Raw genomic sequence first — 2,266 nt, 5'->3', positions numbered from 1 at the left:
TCACGCCTCCAACGCAATGGATAACCCGTGTGCATGTCGCCCTCGGCGTCGGCGTCCGGTGACTGACCGTGGTCGGCTTGGGTGTGTTCGCGGATCGGGATGCGGTGCCGGATGGTGATCTTCTCGGGGCCGATGAGGATGTCCTGGACCAGGAGCCGGAGCACGCGTTGGCGTTCGGGGACGTCGGCCGTCTTCGTGCCTGCACGGAGCTGGGAGAGGAAGCCTTCCAGGTCGTGGGCGAGTTTGAGGTAGGCGTCGCGGTCGGCGAGTTGGGCTGTCAAGGCGTCGAGTTGGCCGCGCAGGTTGGCCTCGCGGGCCCGGAGGTCGGGCATGCGGGCCCGCAGTTCATCGATGGTGATCAGCTGTTCCTGGTATGCCTCGATCATGCGGGTGACACCGCGGGTGGCTGCGGCCAGAGCGGTCTCGAGACGGGCGCGTTCGCGTCGGGCCGGGTCCGCGGTGCGGGCCTGCTGCAGGCGTCGGTCGATCTCGGTGCGGATCAGGGCGGGGTCGGCGAGGAGGCCGGTGATGTGGTCCCAGACGAGAGTGTCGAGGTAGTCGGCGCGGACCGGCTTGTTGGTGCAGACGCGTCCGCCTTCGTAGCGGTAGTCGTCCGAGCCCAGGCACCGGTAGTAGTAGATCTTCTTGTTGGTGGTGCGGGTCGAGGTGCGGTAGTAGCCGTAGCCGCAGGTCGCGCAGGCTGTGATGCCCTGCAGCAGGGAGGGGACCTTGGTGTTGCGGGCCGCGAAACGCTTGTTGTCCTCCAGTCGCCCCGCGGCACGTTCGAAGGTCGCGGGGGTGATGATCGCGGGGACGGGGATGGCGATCCATTCCTCGCGGGGCCGGTCGACGGTCTTGACCGGGCGTGGCGTGGCCCGGCCCTCCAGACGGGCCCGGCGGTTGATGCCGGCGGGCTCGTGCTGGACCTGGGTCTTGCCGAAGACGGCGGTGCCCGCGTAGGCGGGGTTGCGGAGCATGCCCCAGACCACGCTGCGGTCCCAGCGCCTCTTGCCTGTGCGGGTGGGGGTGTTGCTGTCGGTGAGCCAGCGGGTCAGGTCGGCGATGGAGGCGCCCTCGTCGACGTAGCGGCGGAAGAGCTCGGCCACCAGCGCCGCTTCGGCCTCGACGATCACGTAGCGGGCCGAGCACTCGGGGGTCTTGCGGATGAAGCGGTAGCCGAACGGCGCCCCGGACAGCACGTTCACCGATCCCGTGCGCGCCCGGTAGGTCTTCCCACGCCGGTAGCGCTCCATCAACTGGGCCTTCTCGTACTCGGCGAACATGCCCTGGAACTGGATGAGGAGCTAGTCCTCGGGGCTGTCGCCGCCGCGGGCCGCGCACGAACTCCACCCGGGTGCCGGCGCGCGCGAACTCTTCGATGAGCAGGGCCTGGTAGGCGAATTTGCGGGCCAGGCGGTCCGGGGCGTAGACGACCACCACGTCCACGCCGACCTGCGCAATGAGATCCCGAAGCCGCTCCAGCGCGGGCCGCATCAAGGTGGCCCCGGAGTGGCCCTCGTCCTCGAAGACCCACTCCTCGTGCAGCTCAAGCCGCATCCGTTCGACGTACGCGCGCAGCGCCGCCGTCTGGGAGGCGATCGTCTGGTCCTTCTTCTGCCGCTGCGAGGACACCCTCGCGTAGATCGCCGCTGTGGTCACCGTGCGCTCCTTCCCGCGCCTGGTCTCGCTGATTGTCCCGGGTGCGAGCTTGGCGCCGGGGCACCAGCAGGGCGTAGGCCGCCTGCAGTTCTGCGTCGGCGTGCCGGGAGAAGACCCACTCCAGCTCCACCGGCGGCTGGTTCACGGCCTGGGCCGCCGTCCGCCCGAGTCGTCGCCGAGGTAGTCGGCCAGCGCCGCAGCCACCACCGAGGACAGGGTGGCCTCGCTCGCGCGGGCATGCGCGCGGACCTGCTCGGCGAGCGAGCCGGGCAGCTTGACGGTGAACACCACGCTCGCCTCGGGGACGGCGACTCGACCCTGCGCCACGGCCTGCTCCACATACCGGTGTGCCTGACGCACCGACACGCCGAAACGGGCAGCCAGCACACGGGCCACCTCCGCGCCGGACGCCTCCACCGCGAGCAGGTCCGCAGCAGCGTTGACCCGCCGCGCGTACTCGATGCTGTCGACACGATCCCCGCGTACCATGTCATGAACGTACTACCCGTCATGACGGTTCCTACTCTCGACGCGCGGCAGCTTTTCCAACCGCCGGTAACGCAACGTCACTTCGAAGGTGAAGTTGCCCATTGCGTTGGAGGCGTGG

2 protein-coding genes and 1 pseudogene are annotated in these 2,266 nt (G+C 69.4%); all 3 read right to left on the bottom strand.

The genetic code is table 11. The features are described 5' to 3' along the window. Positions 1-1,283: recombinase family protein (locus tag F7R91_RS41655; protein WP_225321136.1), on the bottom strand; the 1,283-nt coding region annotated here is incomplete at its 3' end. Positions 1,284-1,377: 94 nt separating this feature from the next. Then, positions 1,378-1,632 (bottom strand): annotated as a pseudogene (locus tag F7R91_RS44500) (recombinase family protein); the annotation flags it as partial. 168 nt (positions 1,633-1,800) lie between these two features. Further along, positions 1,801-2,148, bottom strand: a complete 348-nt coding sequence (locus F7R91_RS41650; RefSeq protein ID WP_150959063.1) for a hypothetical protein — start codon at positions 2,146-2,148, stop codon at positions 1,801-1,803. Positions 2,149-2,266 lie beyond the last annotated feature (118 nt).

Source organism: Streptomyces luteolifulvus (assembly GCF_008806595.1).
GTDB lineage: Bacteria > Actinomycetota > Actinomycetes > Streptomycetales > Streptomycetaceae > Streptomyces > Streptomyces luteolifulvus.
Note: the sequence above shows the minus strand (reverse complement) of the source record. Positions and strands in the feature narration are given on the sequence as shown.